This is a genomic window from Nocardia sp. NPDC060255 (genome assembly GCF_042727395.1).
Taxonomy (GTDB): Bacteria; Actinomycetota; Actinomycetes; order Mycobacteriales; family Mycobacteriaceae; genus Nocardia.
The window spans coordinates 140,137-157,675 of sequence record NZ_JBHXAU010000022.1 but is presented as its reverse complement, the minus strand read 5'-3'; the positions used below and the strand labels follow the sequence as shown (position 1 = coordinate 157,675).

The following is a 17,539-nucleotide window of genomic DNA, read 5'->3' as shown; positions in this document are numbered from 1 at the left end:
CGCCGAGCGGCCGATAACGTTCACTGAGTGCCGTTGCCGGGCGACGATGCTTACACCATATCCACCCGAACATCCGCGTTGTCCTGACACACGCCGTGCTCGCTCGCAGATTTCGCGGTTCGACTACTCAGCTCGTCGAGAAAATTCGACACACACCTACCCTCCATGCGCTGCCCGTAAGCGTTGGGGTGCAACGCTTCATGGATCAGCCGCGGATCGCTCAGCAGATCTGCCGGAACCTGTCGGAACCATTCCTTATCCTGCGTGGTCGCCGACGCACATACCTCATGCCCCTGGTACATTCCGGCCACATCGAGCAGATGCACCGGGACATTGTTCTTCGCCGCAGCCTCGACCGCATTCTTGATTGTGCCGTTGACGTCCTTACTGATACCCGCGAACTTCGCGAAATCCTTATCGAAGAACGGACATCCCCCGTCCTGCAACCTGCTGACCAGATTCAGTTCGAACGGCCTTCGAAGCTCCGCATCGCCAGCAGGCAGCGGATTCGGATAATTGAGCACCACGAGCTGGGCATCCGGTGCGAGCGGCGAGATCGCCTCCTTGAAGATGGTCTCGTACACGTTCTCGAGCTTGCCCTCGAGCCCCGACAACGTCGGACTCGCCGCACACACCAGATTCTTGTCGGACTCCTTGAGCCCCTTGACGTAATCCTGGTACTTCGCGCCCTCCGCCGCACTCACCTGCTTCGATCCGGCGGATTGCTTCATCACGAACTTCTTGATGCAGTCCTGGGCAACCCCGCTGACACCGGCATCATTTCCACCGATCGACAGCACGACATACTTGATCCCCGGGTTCTGCTTCAGCCGCTCTTTCAGCTGTTCGAGCTGAGGCTTCGCACCTTTGAACCCGTCCGTCAGCACATGCTTGGTCTCGGCTCCACCACACGCGATATTGGCCTTGCTCCGGGTAAGGTCCAACGCCTCGAATGTCTCATACGGGTAGATCACCGCAACATCGGACCGATGACACCCCTCCGCATTTCCGGGCGGTATTGCCGGATAATCCCAAGTCCCACCATATGTTTGGAAAATACCCCGATCGACCGCAGTGGGCCCGTTGCCCTCCCATCGCCCACCTTCGCCCGCCGCGTAGGAGTCTCCCAGCAGCACGGCAGCGGCCCGATTCCCTACATTCGGCCCTGCCGACGCTTGACCAGGAAGCGTGACGCCACTGCCCAACACCGCCGATACCGCAATGAGGATCCACCAACGCGGTTGCCGTTGAAAACGCACGAACACTCTCCTTGGTCACGTCGACAACAGATTCCCGGCCGGTGTGTCGGCAACAGGACGATTCGCTGCACTGGGGAGTATTCGACGCCGCCACCGTCGCGGATCGGTATGAGTCGACGGCGTCGTGCTGGAGTGCCTGCTCCGGGCTCGACCGGGCGTTGAACACCTACCCCTGATCAGCGCCGTGTTCCTGACTTCGGGAACGTCGACGACTTGACGCATACCGATATGGGAATATGATCGACGCATGGCACGAGCAGCGACGACATCGGACGTTTTCAACGCGATAGCCGAGCCGCAGCGCCGGGAGATCCTGGTACTGCTGCGGGCGGGTGAGCGGCCGGTGACCGAGCTTGCCCAGGAGCTGGGGATGACTCAGCCGGGGGCGTCCAAACACCTGCGAGTGCTCCGGGAGGTCGGGTTGGTGCGGGACCGCAAGGTAGGCAAGCAGCGCGTGTACGACCTGGACGGACGTGGGCTGCGACCGGTGCACGAATGGACCGGCGGGTTCGAGCGGTTCTGGAACGAGAGCTTCGACCGGCTGGACGCGTATGTGCAGGACCTCGAGCAAGCACGGCAGCGGGAATGACCACACAAGAAGTCACACGAAGGGAAGCCCCGATGGGTTCGGCAGAAACAGCAACGGCGGGCGTCGACACCGCCGACCGCGAGATCGTGATCACCCGGGTCATCAGTGCCCCGCGGGACCTGGTGTTCGAGGCGTTCACCGAAGTCCGGCACCTGTCGCGGTGGTGGGGACCGAACGGATTCACCACCACCACAAGAGCGTTCGAGTTCCGCGTCGGCGGCGTATGGGACTTCGTGATGCACGGACCGGACGGGACCGACTACCAGGAGTGGATCTCCTGGACCGAGATCACCCCGCCGGAGCGAATCTCGCTGCGGCACGGTGAGTTCCGCGCCGACCCGAACGCCTTCGAGTCGGTCTTGACGTTCGCCCCCGACGGCGCGGCGACCCGGATCGAGATGCGCACCTTGTTCCCCACCAAGGAACTGCGCGACGAGGCGGCCGAGAAGTACCACGCGATCGAGGGCGGCGAGCAGACCCTGAACAACCTGGCTGCCTACGTCACCGAGATCATTCAGAAGGGAATGGAAAGCTGATGACCGGAAAAGTCTTCTTCAGCGTGTCGATGTCGCTGGACGGTTTCATCGCCCCCGGGTCCGCCACGGAACTGATGGGCCAGCAGTGGATGGAACTGCAGCAGTGGGTATTCACGCAGCGGTTCTTCCGGGAGAACCTGAAGCTCGGCGAGGGCGGCGAGGAAGGGCTCGACAACGACATCGTGCGGGCCACGTTCGAACGCACCGGCGCGAGCGTGATGGGCAAGCGCATGTTCGACGCAGGCGAGGAGATGTGGCCGGAGGAGGCGCCGTTCCACACGCCGGTCTTCGTCGTGACGCACGAGAAGCGTGATCCCTGGGAACGCCCAGGCGGCACCACCTTCCACTTCGTCAACGACGGCATCGAGACCGCACTCGACCAGGCCCGCGCGGCCGCTGGCGACCGCGACGTCCGCATCGCGGGCGGCGGCACGACGATCCTGGAGTACGTGAACGCGGGCCTGGTCGACGAGTTCTCGATCGCACTCGCGCCCGTGCTGTTCGGCTCCGGAATCCGCCTGTTCGAGGGTGTGGACGCGAGCCGCGTGGCGCTGGAGCCGGTCCGCGCGGAGCCGACGCAGCGGGTGACCCACCTGACCTACGCGGTCCGGCAGCGGTAACGGTCTCGACGTCAGCGGCGGCGGAGACGGGCGCGCGGGACCTGTCCGTCGCTGGAGGTGGATCCCTGGCGTTCGCTGGCGAGAGCGAGCATGGCCAGGCCGGTGTCGCGGATCAGCATGTCGAGGTCGTCGACGAGAGCGGTGATGGTGTCGCGGACCTGAGGTTGTGCGACGGGGTCGAGGTCGTCGAGTACGTGGTGGAGTTGGAGTCCGACGTCGAACAGGTGCCGGACCAGTCGGTCGCTGGCGTCGGCGAATTCAGCACTGCTGCACGGCTTTTCGAGGGAAACGGCGGCTCGGTGCGGCAGGCGTACGCGTGTCGGACTGCCCGTGTAGCCGAGCCGCGCGGAATATGACATGAAGTCCTCCTCGATCGATACACGGCTCGACGCCACCTCGAGCCACCCTTCGGGACTCCAGGCGTTGTCTAATTTTACGGATACTCGTGCAATTTTCGCCATCGGCTGTCCATGCCCCGAAACGACCCGCAACAGGTGGGACAATGGGGACATGCCAGCCCACCGCGCAAGCGAGACGCGCGAGCTGTCGATAGCGGACTCCCTGGACCTGCTCCACACCGTCCGCTTCGGCCGTATCGCGTTCTCGCGGCATGCTTTACCCGCGATCCGGCCGGTCCGGCACACGGTCGTCGACGGCTGCATCGTGATCGCCGCCGACCCCGCCATGATCCGCACGTTACACAGGCAGGTCGTCGCTTATGAGGTCGACACCATCGATCACCAGACCAGCCTCGGCCGCTGCGTGATCATCACCGGCGTCGCCGACACGGTCACCGATCAGCAGGAGCTCGCGCACTACCAGCTGCACCTGCGGCCGGAGGTCGTGCTGGACGGTCAGCTGATCGTGATCGATCCGGACATCATCACCGGCATCGAGTACATCGACGGCAACGGCGCCTGAGCTACGGCTGCGCGCCCGGCACCGGATACACGGCGTCCACCTCGACTTCGACCAGCCAACCGGCGACCGGCAGGCTGGCCACCTCCAACGCGAAACGGGTCGGTCGCGCGGCATTGCGGACCACCGGAGCCGCAGGGGCCGCGGTGCCGAGGGGCACCAGTTCGGTATCGCCGCTGTCCAGATTGGTGTTGGCGAAGTACTGCCGATAGGCGCGGTTCCACCCCGCGTAGTCCGCGCGATCGGCACCGGGCGCGTTGTCCAGGAACACCCGCATGGTCGTCACGTTGTCCAGAGCCAGGCCCTGTGCTTCCAGGTTCTCCTTGATCCGCGAAAGCACCGCCATGCCTTGCGCTTCCGTGACGGTGACACCCGGCGGCAGTACCCCACCGGTGAATTGTGTTGTGTCGATGTAGAACTCGGGACTGCCCTCCCGAGCCGCCTTGTTGGTGGCGACGGGGCCGATGCCGCTGGTCTTGTAGAGCGCGGCACCATTGGCGATCACCACGCCCTGCGCGATCATCGGATTCGACTGTCCCGCTTCGAGCACGGGTTTGGTACGCACGGCAGGTGCCGCCGTCTCCTCGGAGTCGGCCGAACAGGCGGTGAGCGCGAGCGCGGTGGCAACGAGAGCGGCGGCGACATACGGTCGGGTCATCGGTACTCCTTGGGTGAGGTCAGCTGGCGGCGACGCGGGTGTGTAATGCGGTCACCACGTCGCGGGCCGAGGTGAAAGCGCCGTGCTGCCAGGCGATCGCGTTGGACAGGTGGTCGCCGGCGAAGTAGATGCGCTGCACCGGCGCGAGCAGCTTGGTGTACTCCGGGGTGGCGACGCCGCCGTGCGAGTCGCTGCCGGACCAGCCGACCCACGCACCCTCGGAATACCTGGTGCGTCGCCAACTGCCGGAGAACGACGAGCTGATATCGCGGCCGTACTTCTCGCCGTGGATCGTCTTGCCCTCGGCGACCGCCTTGGCCAAACGCTGTTTGTGCGTGAGGGATTCGAAGGCCTGGTGCCGTTTGCCGGTGTTGTAGTAGCCGACCACCACGCCACGATCGGCGTTGAAATGGTCGTAGGGGAACATGATCTGGGCGATGTCCTGGTCGGTGTTGCTGGCACCGCCGAAGATCCGGTCCTCCAGCTCCCACCAGCGACGCGAGTACTCGATGCCGAGTTTGCCGGAGGAGACCGGCACCGCCGCCTTCAGCGCCGAAAGCACCTCGGCGGGCAGGTTGTTGGTGAGGCGGCCGACCAGATTCGGCGGTAGCGCGCACACGCAGTAGTCCGCGGTGACGGCCTGCTTCTTGCCGCCCTGGGTGAATTCGACCCGCACTCCGTCGGTCGTGTTGTGCAGCGCGGTCGCCTCGGCGCCGAACTTGATGCGGTCCAGACCGATCCGGCGCTGGAAGGCGTAGTAGATGCGATCCATCCCGCCGATCGGGGTCATCATCATCATGGCCTGGTCGTAATCGAATTCGAAGCTGAAGTTCCGGCCGAGGCCGCCGCGGATCACATCGGACATGGGATGTGGCTGCCGGGCCGCGCCGAAGTTCAAGCCCGCCCCGGGCTCGGAATCGTAACCGCGACGGGCAGATCCGAGATAGCGACCGTCACTGGACAGGTCGCCGAAGTCCCGCAGGAAAGACGACAGCGCCTCCTTGTCCGCGACCGACAACACGTCATCGAGCGCTCCCCTGGACGCCGCTTTCTGCAGCAGCTCCGCCATGTATCCGTACACATCGGCCTTCGCCGCCCGATACTGCACCGGCTTACCGGACAACGCAGTGTCACTCTTGTACTGCACCATCGTGTTCGCGTTCTGATTGCCGAAAGGCTGGATGGGGACATCCAATTCGCGGCAGTAGTCGAGGGTGATGTGGCCCTGCGGGATCCGGGTGGCGCCCAGGTTGAAGAAGTGCCCGTCGGAGAACGTGCAATGCTGGGTCTCACCGTTCAGATCGGTCTCGGTGGTCCCGTTGCGAATCGACCACACCCGTCCCCCTGGACGCTGTCTGGCCTCCAGCACCGTGACGTCGTAACCCGCCTTACGCAGTTCATAGGCCGCACACAGCCCCGCGGGCCCGCCACCGAGGACAACGACCGAGCTCTTGCCGGACGCCCGGCCGATCAGATCGCCCATCGCTGGCGGGTCGAAGCGTCGCGGCGCCTCGGCCAGCGCGGGTGCCAGGCCGAGCGTCGACAACGCGCCGTAGGCCAGTCCCGCGCCACCGGTCACGCCGAGGCCCTGTATCAAAGATCGCCTGGTGACAGTCAATTCGAGCTCCATCCGCCGAGATGTCCGTGCTGAGGAAAATCGTCGGATGGGTGCGAGTCGGCGCCGCTACGGCGAGGCAACGATCCGCCGATCATCGAGTGGGAGCGGCCCGGACCGTATTTCCCACTCGCCGAACGGCAACCGAAGCGCAACCGCAATATCGGCGAAACGCGGCGCCGATAACCTCACCGCACAAGGTGTGTGCGGCCTCGCGCATTCGCGCTCGCACGCGCTCCCAGGAGGTGTGTGGCGATGACTGCTCTGGCCGACGCCGTCGCGCGGTCGTTCTCGGCGGGTGAGCCGGAGCGCCCGGCGGTTTCGCCGTTGCGCGCCCTCGGGCGCAGGCAGCTGTCCGGTGCGGAGTTGTTGGGCCAGTCGGTCGCCACCACGGCGCCTGCCGCATCGATGGTGCTGCTGCCGGTCACCATGCTCAGTCACGAGACGCTGCTGCCCGGGCTGATCACCATCGTCGTCGCGACGGTGGTGACCACGCTGATCGCCTGCTGCGTCGCGCAATTCGCGCGGCGGCTCGCCGCGTCCGGCGGCCTGTACACGTTCGTGTTCCAGGGGTTGGGTACCCGGGCGGCGCTGACCTGCGGCGTCGGCATGCTGGTGAAATACCTCGGGAGTGCGGCGCTCACCCTGTATTTCGGCGGCCAGTCGGCGATCGCAGTCGCGGCACAGCTCGGTCTCCCGCTGCACGGTTGGTGGGTCGGTGCGGTCTATCTGGTGATCGCGGCGACCATCGGCGGCGCACTCATCCGTGGGGTGCGGTTCGCCGCGGTGGTGATCCTCGCGGTCGAGGTGTGCTCGCTGACCTTCATCGCCGGGCTGATGCTGCTGTCCGGCCCGCCGGAAGAAGTCGCGATCACGGCACCGAGCACCGACGGTCCAGGTGTCCTGCTGGTGGCGTTGTCGGCCCTGTTCGCGCTCGCCGGTTTCGAGAGCGCCACCTTCTTCGCGCCCGAGACGCGGCGGCCGCTGGTGACGGTGCCGCGCACCGTACTGCTCACGCCGGTGCTCTGCGGCTCGCTGTTCATCTTCGCCGCCTGGGCCGCCTGGTCCGGGCGGGCCGGGGTGCTGGTCAACGCCTACCTGCACGGCACCGCGACCGGAGTCAGTCCGCTGGTGGTGATCCTGCTCGACGCCGGACTCACCTGCTCCTGGCTGGCGTCCGCGATGGCGTCGTCGAATGCCGCGTCGCGGCTGGTCTATTCGATGAGCTTGGAAGACGTGCTGCCGCGGGTGTTCACGCGGGTGAACCGGCACCTGCGCACCCCGCATGTCGCGCTCGCTGCGATCGTGCTCGTGGTGACCGGAGTCGGGCTGGCGTTCGTCGCGCTCGACGGAGTACCGAACGAAGCGAAGATGGTGGTCCGCACCGCGCTCGCCGCGGCCTATCTGCTGGTGGCGGTGGCCTCGGTGCGGTTCCTGCGTCGAATTCACGAAATACGCCCTCTCGACACCTATTTCGCCATGGTCGGCACCGCCGCGATCATCGCGATATTCGGCGCCCTGCTCGCCTTCGGCACCACGAGCAGCGTTATCGCCTGCACCGTAACGGCTCTCACCGTGGTCATCGCAGGGTGGCTGTGGCACCGCTACTTACGTGCCGCCCACCCTCGAAGCCTCAGTACCATCGGGGTTTTCGACAGTCCCGAATCGGCCGACGTGCTGCCCGGCGCCGGGGTGTTCGCCGTCAACGCGCGCGGCACCATCGCCCTGGTCGGCGCGCAGCACACCGACGCCAGCGGGCCGTGACCACGCAGCAGCGCCACGGCGCGCCCAGCGGCCACGAACCGCGCGCCGTGCAGAAGGCGCTGGCGCTGCTGGAGGCGGTGGCCAAGCTCGGCGCCGGCGCCACCGCGAAAAGCATTGCCGCGCATACTGGTATCCCGCCCGCCACGGCCTACCGGCTGCTGAATCTGCTCGTCGCCGACGGCTACCTGGTGCGCATCGAGGACCTGTCCGGCTTCGCCCTCGGCCGCCGCACCCGCGAACTCGCCGGTGCGACACCGCCGCCCGCGGACAACAGCCGGATCCTCGACGAACTGCGCGGCCAACTCCGCTTCGGCATCTACCTCGCCGCGTTCACCGACCATCGAGTTCGGTTGGTGGACAAGGACCCCGACCACGAACTCAGCGGCGAACAGCTACTGGGCACACACCCGCACGCCTCGGCCATCGGCAAACTGCTGCTCGCCGCACACCCGGAACTCGCCGGTGGTCCGCTGCGCCGAGTCACCGCGGCGACCATCACCTCCCCCGCCGTCCTCACCGCGGAATTGCGCCGGGTCACCGACACCGGCATCGCCACCGAGGTCGATGAATGCCGGGTGGGCCGCAGCGCACTGGCCGTGCCGGTGCGCGCCGCCGACGGCACATTCGTCGGCGCATTGGCGGCGATCGGCACGACCGGCCGCATCGCCGTAGACGACCCGGCCCTCATCGACTTGCTGCGCACCTGCGCCGCCCGGCTGACGCTCGTTGCGGCGTAGTTGTCTGCCGTGGGCGAACATCGGCCGGATCGGCTCGGCGAGGTGTAAGACTCGTCGATATGGCAGCAGAAGAGGATGGCGTCGTAGTCGATCTCGATGCGCACCGTCACGGCCGGCCGCGCCGCAGCGTCGCTGCGCCGGAGTCACGCCGGGATCCGGTGGATGCCGCGTCGCCGCTGCTGCGTGCCGTGTACGGCGAGGTGCTGCGCGACGAGCGCCAAGATCAGGACCGCACGCTGGCCGAGGTCGCGGCCGAGGTCGGCATGTCCAAGCAATACCTGTCCGAGATCGAGCGGGGACGCAAGGAACCGTCCTCGGAGATGCTGCATTCGATCTGCGGGGCGCTCAGACTGCCCATCGAAACGCTGCTCTTTCGCGGCGCTCGGAGACTGGGCGCGCTGCGGCATCTCAACCGCCCGGTCTCCGAGGCGCGCGTCGAACTGCTTGCGGCCTGATCGTCAGCGGTCGCGAGTGAAGATCAACTCGTCGGCCAGGCCGTACTCCACCGCCTCCTGGGCAGTGAACACGCGATCACGAGCGGTGTCCTTGCGTAACTGCTCCACGCTCTGACCGGTGTGTTTGCTGAGAATCGCCTCGGTCTGCGCGCGGATCCGCATCACCTCCGCCGCCTGCAGCGCCAGGTCCGAGATGGTGCCCTGCCCCTGCGCCGACGGCTGATGCAGCAGCACACGGGAGTGGTTCAGGACGTACCGTCGCCCAGGCGTACCCGCCGACAGCAGCACTGCCGCGGCCGACACCGCCTGCCCCATGGCATAGGTCTCGACCGGCGTCCGCAGGAACTGCATGGTGTCGTAGATGGCCAGCATCGCCGTGTTCGAGCCGCCGGGCGAGTTGATGTACAGGCTGATCTCGCGATCCGGCGACTCCGACTCCAGGTGCAGCAGTTGCGCCATCACGACATTGGCGACGCCGTCGTCGATCTCGGTGCCCAGGAAGATGATTCGGTCGTTGAGCAACCGGCTGAAGACATCGAAGGAGCGCTCGCCGTTCGGGGTGCGCTCGATAACATGCGGAATCGTGTACTGGGACATGGTCACAACCCCGCTCGGTGTGCGTTGGTGAATGGTGCAATCTGCGCGAAGTTGGCGGCGATCTCGTCCACGATGCCGTATTCACGCGCTTGCTCCGGCGTGAACCAGCGATCACGATCGCTGTCGGAGCGGATCTCCTCCAGCGAATGCCCCGTCTCCGCCGCGAGGATCTGCTCCGACTGCAGCTTCATGTACTCCAGGTTCTCCGCCTGGATCGCGATGTCCATCGCGGTGCCGCCGATGCCCGCGGACGGCTGATGCATCATGATCCGGCTGTGCGCCAAGCTGATTCGCTTGCCCTTGGTGCCCGAGGCGAGCAGCACCTGCCCCATGCTCGCGGCGAACCCGACGGCCACGGTCACCACGTCGTTCGGGATCAGCTTCATCGTGTCGTAGATGGCGAGCCCGGCGAGCACCGACCCGCCCGGCGAATTGATGTAGAGGACGATGTCGCGCTTGTCGTCCTCGCTGGCCAGCAACACCAGTTCGCTGCAGGCCCGCTCCGCCATCGCGTCGTCGACCTCACCGGTCAGTTGGATCGTCCGATGGCGGAACAATCTGTCGGCTAGTTGTCCCCGGTAGTCCAGGTGCGATGTTTCGATCATGACTCAGGTCTATCCCCGCCGGACCGCCGGATGCCGCTGTGTCTGCCGACAGCAGACCCGATCGACGTGCCGTGCCGCCGCTACGTCAAGCGCGTCGACCGACCCCGCTCAGCGCACGCCGAGCACGAGCGGGAATTCCGGCTGCCCGCCGAGCAGGAACGCGCCTGCGGTCTGGATCATCTGATCGTGCGCCATGAGATGCGTTGTCATGGTGCTCATGTCGCGCAGCCAGATGTCGAGCGGGTTCGGCTTGTAGACCGATTCGGTGCCGACCAGCTCGCACAGCCGCGCGATGATGTGCCGGCAGGCGCGATACGAATGGGTACGGGTCAGCAAGGTCTGCACCCGGATGTCCGGCGGAATCTCGGCGAAACGGTTCTCGTCCAACGCATCCCACAGCGTGCGCAGGCTGTCGACGACCGCACCGCGGGCGACGATGTATGCCATCTCGCACTCACCCAGAATGTATTGCGCCCGATAGTTGTCCGCCCACTTCTGCCCGGTGGCCGCGATGACCTTGCCCTGCGCGAGATCCCGGACGTAGTCCAGCGCGGCCCGCGTCGCGCCGAGCGGAATGCCGGGCATCACTCGGGCCAGGGTCTCCGGTTCGGCGAGTTTGCCGGTGCCGCTTCGCGGTTCGAAGAAGTCGAAGCAGTGATGTTCGGGAATGAAGAGGTCATCGGTCGCGTAGTCGTTGCTGCCGCTGCCACGCAGGCCGGTGCTGTCCCAGGTATCGAAGACCTCGACCTGGTCGCGCCGCATGCAGAACATCTTCGCGATCGGCGCACCGTCGGCCATGGCCAATTCGTCGCCGTCGAAGATCATCGCACCGCCGACCACCAGGTCCGCGTGGTTGATGGCGCTGCCCAGTTTCCACCGGCCGGTCAATCGATAGCCACCGTCGACCCGCACGGCCCGTCCGGCAGGTGCGATGAGCCCCGCGGTGATCAGATCCCGCGTCGGCATCAACTCGGCGACGGCCTGCTTGTCGAGAAAACCCGCGTAGATGCCCGTCGCGGCCCCGATCATCGCGCACCAGCCGGTGGCGGTGTCGCCGTAGGCCAGCGCCTCGAACACCTCCATCTGCTCCAGCGAGGTCAGGCCCGGCCCGCCGAGCTCGGCGCTGAATCCCATCGCGTAGATGCCCATCGACCGCAGCCGTTCGACGATGTCGGCAGGCAGCTGCCGGGCCGCTTCGATCTCCTGCCGTCGCTTCGCCACCTCCGGCGCGAAGGCACGCGCCGCGGCCAGCAATTCTTTCGCCGACGATGCTTCTCCGGTCACCATTGCCCCAATCAGGTCCAGCCGCAATCGAATTGGCGTCACTGCCCGCAGCAGCAGGGTAACCCGATGATCGATCGCCGACGCCGGGAATCGCGTTCCCGGCGAACGACACGGGTCTGCCCACGCCCACAACCCAGTATGTCCAGCCGTCACAACCCCCGCCAGCAGCCGGACCGCTGACCGAACCGTCGGCTAGTCGACCGACTGGGCTTCCCGGAGCACCGGATCCTCGATCGCGACCATGCTGCCGAGCAACGCCAACGCGCGCTCCGACTCCGAGCCGGGTTCCGGGTGGTAGGCGACGAGCAGCTGCCCGGGCGCGCCGTTCACGGAAAAGGTTTCGTACGACAGCTTCAGCTCGCCGACCATCGGATTGAGGAAGCGTTTCTTTCCAGCGGTCTTCGCCCGAATGTCGTGGCGTGCCCACAGCTTTCGGAAATCGTCGCTCTTCAACGACAGCTCGCCGACCAGTTCGGTCAACCGCGGATCGTCCAGATCGCCCGCGGAGGCGCGCAGACTCGCCACCGTCTCCGCGGCGTGGACGGCCCAGTCCGGGTAGATATTTCGCGCTTCCGGATCGAGGAACATCATCCTGACCTGGTTGACGCCCGGCACCGAGCAGGCATTGACCGCGACCGCCAGCGGATTCGCGGCGAGCACGTCCAGGTGCCTGCCGAGCACCAGCGCAGGCGTGTGCGGCCACGCCTGCATCAGTGCGAGCAGGCCGGGGCTCACCCGTTCCGGACGCTGCGGCGCACGCCTGCGCCGCGCCGCCGGGCGCGCCAGCTCCCGCAGATGCGCGACGCCTTCCTCGTCCAGCGCGAACACCCGCGCCAGCGCGACAACCACCTGCTCGGACGGATGCTTGTCACGACCTTGCTCGAGTCGCACGTAATAATCCGCGCTCATCCCGGCCAACATCGCGACTTCCTCACGGCGCAGCCCGGCCACCCGGCGCTGGCCGCCGCCGGACATCCCGAAATCCTCCGGGCGCACCAGCTCGCGCCGTGCCCGGAGAAAGGCGCCCAATCGGTTGTCGGAATCCATCCTTCGAGGGTAGGACAGCACCCGGCCGGCTGGGTGGCCCTCCCACTACCAGGAAGTCCGTACCCTGGCACGGGGCCGTGACCAGCGCGAATCTAGTCGTCATGACAAACAACCTCACCGGCCGCGTCGCGGTCGTCACCGGAGCATCCAGTGGTATCGGCGCCGCCACCGCCCAGCGGCTCGCGGCTGACGGCGCGAAGGTCGCCCTGCTCGGGCGGCGCATGGATCGGCTCGAAGAGTTGGCCGCCCGGATCGGTGGCGAGGCACTCGCCGTCGAGGCCGACGTGTCCGTGCAGCAGTCGGTGCTCGACGCCGCCGCCACGGTGCGGGCCGCGTTCGGGCCGATCAACCTGGTGGTCGCCAATGCGGGCGTCATGCTCGGCGCACCGTACGAGTCGGCGCAGACCGACGAATGGGAGCAGATGATCGGTACCAACATCAATGGATTGCTGTACACCGGAAAGGCTTTCATCGATGACCTGCTCGCCGCGGCGAGCGACGGCGAACGCGCCGACCTGGTGCACGTCGGTTCGGTCGGTGGGCACCTCGTGTTCCCCAACTACGGTGTCTACTGTGCGACCAAGGCCGCCGTCGCGCACCTGACCCGCAACCTGCGCAGCGAATTCGGGCCGCGCGGTGTGCGGGTGCGCACCATTGAACCCGGTTTCGTCGGCACCGAACTCGGCGCGGGAATGCTCGACGAGGACCAGAAGACCGTCCTGGCCGGATGGCGCGACGACATGGAAATCCTTGTCGCCGAAGACATCGCGGACGCGATCGGCTACTCGGTCAACGCCCCGAAGCGGGTCAACATCGCCGAAATGATCGTGGTGCCGACCCCGCAGGGCTGAGCAGTCCCCGCAGGGCTGAGTAGCCGAAAGGCCCGCTGGCGCAATGTCAGCGGGCCTTTCGCGATCAGTAGGTGACTACTTCTCGATACCCTCGAAGTCGAACAGGCCGTTCCAGGCCAGCTCGGCCTTCTTCACCTTGTCCGAGCGGCCCGCCGCGGCGGCGTAATCGAACATCGGGATGTCGGCCATGTCCCGCATCAGCAGCGTCTGCGCCTGCGCGACGATCTTGTAGGACTCGTCCAGGTTGGGCGCCGCCAGCGCGGCGTTCAGCAGCTTGTCGAACTCCGGGTTGTCGTAGTTGACGTTGTTGCCGTCGGAGAAGCTGTAGTACTGCGAGCTCAGGAACTGCAGCATGGTCGGGTAGTCACCCTGCCAGCCGTAGCGGAACGCGGTGCCGATGGTCTTGGCGTTGATCGCATCCCGGATGTTCTTGAACGTCGGGTACGGCGTGCCGACCGCCTCGATGCCGAGGGTGTTCTTGATGCTGTTCGCCGTGGCCTCGACCCAGCCCTGGTGGCCGCCGTCGGAGTTGTAGGCGATCTCGTAGCGACCCGACCACGGGGAGATGGCGTTGGCCTGGGCCCACACCTTCTTGGCTTCTTCCGGGTTGTATTTCAGCACCTCGTTGCCGGGCAGGTTCGGGTTGAACCCGGGCAGCGTGCGCGCGGTGAAGTCGAGCGAGGGCACGCGGGTGCCGTGGAAGATGTTCTCGCAGATCTGCTCTCGGTTGATCGCCATCGAGAGCGCCCGGCGGCGCAGCAGCCCTTCCTGGCCGCCGAAGTGCGGTGCGTTGGTCTGGATGCCGATGGCCGCCTTGTACGCGATCGGCTTGGTGATCGCCCGGTCGCCGAGGTCCTTCTTGTAGGTGCCCATCGCGCTGTCGGGCACCACATCGAGGGTGTCGAGGTTGCCCGCCTGCAGATCGGCGTAGGCGGTGTCGAACGATTGGTACATCACGAACCGCAGGCCCTTGTTCTTGGCCGGGCGGCCGCCCTTGTAGTCCGGGTTGGGCACCAAATCGATCTTGACGTTGTGCTGCCACGCGCCGTTGCCCGCGAACTTGTACGGGCCGTTGCCGATCGGGTTCTCACCGAAGGCCTTGATGTCCTTGAACGCGGCGTCGGGCAGCGGGTAGAACGGCGCGTAACCGAGCTCGGTCTCGAAGTCGATCGACGGCTGCTTGAGCGCGACGGTGAAGGTGTGGTCGTCGACCACCTTCAGCCCCGACATCGTCTGTGCCTTCACATCTTTCGCCGACACCTCATCGAACCCGACGATCGGGGAGAACACGTAGCTCTGCAACTGCGCGTTGGTGGCCAGCGCACCGTAGTTCCACGCGTCGACGAACGACTTGGCCGTCACCGCCGAGCCGTCGGAGAACTTCCAGTCCGGCTTGATGGTGATCTTGTAGTTCTGCCGGTCCGTCGTCTCGATCTTCTGCGCCAGCTCGTCGTGCGCGACACCGTTGGCGTCGTAGTACTTCAAGCCCGCGAACAGCCGGTCGACGACGCGCCCGCCCATGTTCTCGTTGGTGTTGGTGGGCACCAACGGGTTCTGCGGCTCACCGGCGTTGGTCGTGACGATGTCGGCATCGCCACCGTCATCCGACGAGCATGCGGTCAGCCCCAGGCTTGTGGCCATGAGTGCCGCCGCGACCAGCGCCCCAGCTCTTGTGAATCTCACGCGTTCTCCCGATTTCGAACAGGCCACCGGGACACGACCGCGCCCCATCCCGATCACCGTGGAATGTTCTCGGACAGTAACCATTCCGAGACCAATTGTCATGGGATCCACCGATGATCGGACCGGGGGCGCGGCGTCGCACGCGACAATTTGTCAGGCGCGACTCTCCAGGGTCTCCTTGACCTTGGCGATGGCGAAGCCCCACGCCTGGTCGAAGGTCGGTTTCGGCGGGATCGAGATCTCGTCGGGGTTGGTGACGACATCGAGCAGCACGGGCCGGCGGGCCGCGAAAGCGTCCGCGACCGCCTTGTCCAGGTCCTCGGGGTCGGTCACCCGGCGGGATTCCAGGCCCATCGCGGCCGCGACGGCGGCCAGATCCGGATTGTCGAGGACGGTGCCGAACTCGGGCAGGCCGCCCTCCTCCTGCTCGAGTTTGACCATGCCGAGGCGCCCGTTGTTGAACACCACCAGCGTGACCGGCAGATCGTAGGTGACCGCGGTGCGCAGATCGCCGAGCAGCATCATCAGCCCGCCGTCCCCGCAGAAGGCCACGACCTGGCGTTCACGGTCGAGGATCTGCGCGCCGAGCGCCTGCGGCATCGCGTTGGCCATCGACCCGAAGTTGTAGGAGCCGATCAACCGCCGAGAGCCGCGCAGACTGAGGAATCGGGACAGCCATACCGTGGACATACCGGTATCCGAGGTGAAGATCGCGTCGTCGGCGGCGTGCGTGTTCACCGCCGCGGCCACCGCCTCCGGGCGGATCAGCTGATCCGGGTTGTCCAGGTGGCGGCGGATGCGGCCGAGAAGTTTGCGGTCGTGCTTGGGGTCGGCCAGCCGCTGCTGGAGTTCGGTCCAGGCGTGGTACTCCGTTTGCGCCTTCTTCAGGTGCTTGTCCGAGGCCTTGGTGTCCAGCTTCAGCAGGAGTTCGCGCAGCGAAGGACCGGTGTGACCGACCAGCGCGACGTCGACCGGCGTGCGGCGACCGATGTGGTCGAGCCGTGCGTCGAGTTGGATGACGGTCTTGCCGGTGGGATACCAGTCGCGGTACGGGAAGTCGGTGCCGACCATGAACAGCACGTCACAATCCTCGAGCGCCGAATTGGCGGCCGGGTTACCGATCAAACCGGTTTGGCCGACCGCATACGGGTTGTCGTGCTCGAGGCCTTCCTTGGCCTTGATGGTGAGCACCATCGGTGCCGAAAGCTGTTCGGCGAGCCGCAATACCTCGTCGCGCGCTTCCCTGGCCCCGATGCCGACGAGCAAGGTGACCTTGGCGGCCTTGTTGAGTGTCTCGGCGGCCTGCACGATTTCGGTCGTACCGGGGACGATCGTGCGATCGCGCGCGACGAACCGGGGACGCACGTCGGTGTCCAGCTTCAGACCACCGATGTCACCCGGAATGGTGAGCACGGAGACGCCCTGCCGGGACACCGCCGCGTTCACCGCTTGTTCGAGCAACCTCGGCATCTGCGCGGCGCTGGTGACCGTGGCGGTGAACTCCGAAACGTCGCGGAAGACCGCGTCGTTGTCGACCTCCTGGAAGTATTCGCTGCCCATCTCGGAGGTCGGTACCTGACCGCAGATCGCCAGCACCGGTGCGTGTGACTTCTTGGCGTCGTAGAGACCGCCCAGCAGATGGATCGAACCGGGTCCGACGGTGCCTGCGCACACCCCGATGGTGCCGGTGAGCTGGGCTTGCGCTCCTGCCGCGTAGGCGGCGACCTCTTCGTGTCGCACGCCGATCCATTCGATCCGATCCTCGCGACGGATCGCGTCGGTGATCGGATTGAGCGCGTCGCCGACGACACCCCAGATCTGGGTGACACCCTCGTCGGCCAGCGCCGTGACGATCATTTCCGCAACCGTGGTCATAGTCGACTCCTCCGCGTCATAGACGGTTCTGCTGGGCGGCCGCTGTCATCGAGACACTCGCCGACCGGTGACCAGACCCACCAGGAACAACAGGATCACCGCGCCGGCGATACAGGTGAAGAAGCTGAACCACAGCCCGCCACCCTCGACGTCGACGCCGAACAACTTGAGCAAGAAGCCGCCGAGCAGGCCGCCGACGACGCCTACGACGATATTCAACAGGATGCCCTGCTGAGCGTCCGTCTTCATGATCTTGCTGGCGATCCATCCGGCCAGACCGCCGATGATGATCCACCCGATAATCCCGAGACCCAGCATGATGTCCTCCTGTTGGTCATTGGCACGCCGGAAATGCGCGCTGCGCCGGTCATACCCCCGCATGGGCAGACCAAGCACAGCGGCGAGGTTCACCACATCGAGACTCGCTGACCGTTTGCCGGTGCCGC

At 66.1% G+C, this 17,539-nt stretch carries 19 protein-coding genes; 8 read left to right on the top strand and 11 right to left on the bottom strand.

The genetic code is table 11. The features are described 5' to 3' along the window. Positions 1 to 50 precede the first annotated feature (50 nt). Positions 51 to 1,259, bottom strand: coding sequence for an SGNH/GDSL hydrolase family protein (locus ACFWF1_RS32780; RefSeq protein ID WP_379285261.1), 1,209 nt, complete (start codon positions 1,257 to 1,259; stop codon positions 51 to 53). Positions 1,260 to 1,506: 247 nt separating this feature from the next. Here ACFWF1_RS32780 and ACFWF1_RS32775 point away from each other — a divergent pair, with 247 nt between their 5' ends. The 3 genes from ACFWF1_RS32775 to ACFWF1_RS32765 are packed head-to-tail and all read left to right on the top strand — an operon-like array spanning position 1,507 to position 3,004. Then, positions 1,507 to 1,848: an ArsR/SmtB family transcription factor gene (locus tag ACFWF1_RS32775; RefSeq protein WP_379285262.1), complete on the top strand. Its 342-nt coding sequence runs from the start codon at positions 1,507 to 1,509 to the stop codon at positions 1,846 to 1,848. A 32-nt stretch (positions 1,849 to 1,880) separates the two neighbouring features. Further along, a complete protein-coding gene (locus ACFWF1_RS32770; protein WP_379285263.1) occupies positions 1,881 to 2,384 on the top strand; it encodes an SRPBCC family protein in 504 nt (167 codons plus the stop codon). Next, on the top strand, positions 2,384 to 3,004 hold the full coding sequence (locus ACFWF1_RS32765) for a dihydrofolate reductase family protein (protein ID WP_379285264.1): 621 nt from the start codon (positions 2,384 to 2,386) through the stop codon (positions 3,002 to 3,004). The genes ACFWF1_RS32770 and ACFWF1_RS32765 overlap by 1 nt, the downstream gene beginning before the upstream one ends. A gap of 11 nt (positions 3,005 to 3,015) precedes the next feature. Here ACFWF1_RS32765 and ACFWF1_RS32760 read toward each other — a convergent pair whose 3' ends face one another. Beyond that, positions 3,016 to 3,363, bottom strand: a complete 348-nt coding sequence (locus ACFWF1_RS32760; RefSeq protein ID WP_379285265.1) for a hypothetical protein — start codon at positions 3,361 to 3,363, stop codon at positions 3,016 to 3,018. Positions 3,364 to 3,514: 151 nt separating this feature from the next. On the opposite strand from ACFWF1_RS32760, the gene ACFWF1_RS32755 reads away from it, so the two are divergent. After that, entirely contained in the window at positions 3,515 to 3,925 is a 411-nt protein-coding gene (locus ACFWF1_RS32755; RefSeq protein ID WP_379285266.1) for a pyridoxamine 5'-phosphate oxidase family protein, read from the top strand. Position 3,926: 1 nt separating this feature from the next. Here ACFWF1_RS32755 and ACFWF1_RS32750 read toward each other — a convergent pair whose 3' ends face one another. After that, positions 3,927 to 4,580, bottom strand: coding sequence for a Rid family hydrolase (locus ACFWF1_RS32750; protein ID WP_379285267.1), 654 nt, complete (start codon positions 4,578 to 4,580; stop codon positions 3,927 to 3,929). A gap of 19 nt (positions 4,581 to 4,599) precedes the next feature. Next, positions 4,600 to 6,174 (bottom strand): flavin monoamine oxidase family protein, encoded by a 1,575-nt coding sequence (locus ACFWF1_RS32745; RefSeq protein WP_379285726.1) that lies wholly within the window; start codon positions 6,172 to 6,174, stop codon positions 4,600 to 4,602. Between the two features lie 276 nt (positions 6,175 to 6,450). On the opposite strand from ACFWF1_RS32745, the gene ACFWF1_RS32740 reads away from it, so the two are divergent. Genes ACFWF1_RS32740 through ACFWF1_RS32730 form a run of 3 tightly spaced genes read left to right on the top strand, consistent with a single transcriptional unit; the run spans position 6,451 to position 9,151 of the window. Beyond that, the gene (locus tag ACFWF1_RS32740; RefSeq protein ID WP_379285268.1) at positions 6,451 to 7,959 is read left to right on the top strand and encodes an APC family permease; all 1,509 of its coding nucleotides are present in this window, start codon (positions 6,451 to 6,453) and stop codon (positions 7,957 to 7,959) included. Beyond that, the gene (locus ACFWF1_RS32735; RefSeq protein ID WP_379285269.1) at positions 7,956 to 8,696 is read left to right on the top strand and encodes an IclR family transcriptional regulator; all 741 of its coding nucleotides are present in this window, start codon (positions 7,956 to 7,958) and stop codon (positions 8,694 to 8,696) included. Before ACFWF1_RS32740 ends, ACFWF1_RS32735 begins: the two co-directional genes overlap by 4 nt. A 59-nt stretch (positions 8,697 to 8,755) precedes the next feature. Continuing rightward, positions 8,756 to 9,151 (top strand): helix-turn-helix domain-containing protein, encoded by a 396-nt coding sequence (locus tag ACFWF1_RS32730; RefSeq protein ID WP_379285270.1) that lies wholly within the window; start codon positions 8,756 to 8,758, stop codon positions 9,149 to 9,151. Between the two features lie 3 nt (positions 9,152 to 9,154). Here the strand turns inward: ACFWF1_RS32730 and ACFWF1_RS32725 are convergent, their stop codons facing one another. The 4 genes from ACFWF1_RS32725 to ACFWF1_RS32710 form a co-directional block, all read right to left on the bottom strand. Beyond that, positions 9,155 to 9,748, bottom strand: coding sequence for a ClpP family protease (locus ACFWF1_RS32725; RefSeq protein ID WP_379285271.1), 594 nt, complete (start codon positions 9,746 to 9,748; stop codon positions 9,155 to 9,157). A 2-nt stretch (positions 9,749 to 9,750) separates the two neighbouring features. Then, complete coding sequence (locus ACFWF1_RS32720; RefSeq protein ID WP_379285272.1) at positions 9,751 to 10,353, bottom strand: ClpP family protease; 603 nt, start codon at positions 10,351 to 10,353, stop codon at positions 9,751 to 9,753. Between the two features lie 108 nt (positions 10,354 to 10,461). Then, positions 10,462 to 11,640 carry an acyl-CoA dehydrogenase family protein gene (locus ACFWF1_RS32715; protein ID WP_379285274.1) on the bottom strand — a complete coding sequence of 393 codons (1,179 nt, stop codon included), beginning with the start codon at positions 11,638 to 11,640 and terminating at the stop codon, positions 10,462 to 10,464. A 189-nt stretch (positions 11,641 to 11,829) separates the two neighbouring features. Then, the gene (locus tag ACFWF1_RS32710; protein WP_379285276.1) at positions 11,830 to 12,684 is read right to left on the bottom strand and encodes a helix-turn-helix transcriptional regulator; all 855 of its coding nucleotides are present in this window, start codon (positions 12,682 to 12,684) and stop codon (positions 11,830 to 11,832) included. Between the two features lie 101 nt (positions 12,685 to 12,785). Here ACFWF1_RS32710 and ACFWF1_RS32705 point away from each other — a divergent pair, with 101 nt between their 5' ends. Further along, positions 12,786 to 13,535 (top strand): SDR family oxidoreductase, encoded by a 750-nt coding sequence (locus ACFWF1_RS32705; protein WP_379285278.1) that lies wholly within the window; start codon positions 12,786 to 12,788, stop codon positions 13,533 to 13,535. 75 nt (positions 13,536 to 13,610) lie between these two features. On the opposite strand, the gene ACFWF1_RS32700 is transcribed toward ACFWF1_RS32705, so the two are convergent. The 3 genes from ACFWF1_RS32700 to ACFWF1_RS32690 all read right to left on the bottom strand — a co-directional run bounded on the left by ACFWF1_RS32700 (position 13,611) and on the right by ACFWF1_RS32690 (position 17,411). After that, positions 13,611 to 15,176 (bottom strand): ABC transporter substrate-binding protein, encoded by a 1,566-nt coding sequence (locus ACFWF1_RS32700; protein ID WP_379285727.1) that lies wholly within the window; start codon positions 15,174 to 15,176, stop codon positions 13,611 to 13,613. Between the two features lie 195 nt (positions 15,177 to 15,371). Further along, the gene (locus tag ACFWF1_RS32695) at positions 15,372 to 17,093 is read right to left on the bottom strand and encodes a thiamine pyrophosphate-dependent enzyme (protein ID WP_379285280.1); all 1,722 of its coding nucleotides are present in this window, start codon (positions 17,091 to 17,093) and stop codon (positions 15,372 to 15,374) included. A gap of 45 nt (positions 17,094 to 17,138) precedes the next feature. After that, a complete protein-coding gene (locus tag ACFWF1_RS32690) occupies positions 17,139 to 17,411 on the bottom strand; it encodes a GlsB/YeaQ/YmgE family stress response membrane protein (protein ID WP_357380473.1) in 273 nt (90 codons plus the stop codon). Positions 17,412 to 17,539: the final 128 nt, after the last annotated feature.